This is a genomic window from Shewanella sp. GutCb (assembly GCF_002836135.1).
Taxonomy (GTDB): Bacteria; Pseudomonadota; Gammaproteobacteria; order Enterobacterales; family Shewanellaceae; genus Shewanella.
The window spans coordinates 1-385 of record NZ_PJBL01000086.1; the positions used below are offsets into that span (position 1 = coordinate 1).

Sequence of the window (385 nt, forward strand, 5' to 3'; positions counted from 1 at the left end):
GATTACAGATTAAATTGAAACGCGACATTAGCTCAGTTGGTAGAGCGATACCTTGCCAAGGTATAGGTCATCAGTTCGAACCTGATATGTCGCTCCAATTTAACACCGGCGCGATGGCAGAATGGCTATGCTGCGGATTGCAAATCCGCCTATCTCGGTTCGACTCCGGGTCGCGCCTCCAAAGATTAAGAGTTTGATGAGTGGTTAAGCAATTAACTACAGTGTTTCTACCGATAACACGTATCATCAAAATCAACGAGTTTGCCCGAGTGGTGGAATCGGTAGACACAAGGGATTTAAAATCCCTCGCTTAATAGGCGTGCCGGTTCAAGTCCGGCCTCGGGTACCATCATTTAAGCCTCGACATTAGTCGGGGCTTTTTTGT

General features: G+C 47.0%; 3 tRNA genes. All 3 read left to right on the plus strand.

Annotated features, from left to right (window positions below):
- Positions 1–21 precede the first annotated feature (21 nt).
- The 3 genes from CXF86_RS20065 (at position 22) to CXF86_RS20075 (ending at position 349) form a co-directional block, all read left to right on the plus strand.
- Positions 22–97 (plus strand) — tRNA-Gly (locus CXF86_RS20065).
- A gap of 10 nt (positions 98–107) precedes the next feature.
- Positions 108–181, plus strand: a tRNA-Cys gene (locus CXF86_RS20070).
- Positions 182–263: 82 nt separating this feature from the next.
- Positions 264–349, plus strand: a tRNA-Leu gene (locus CXF86_RS20075).
- Positions 350–385 lie beyond the last annotated feature (36 nt).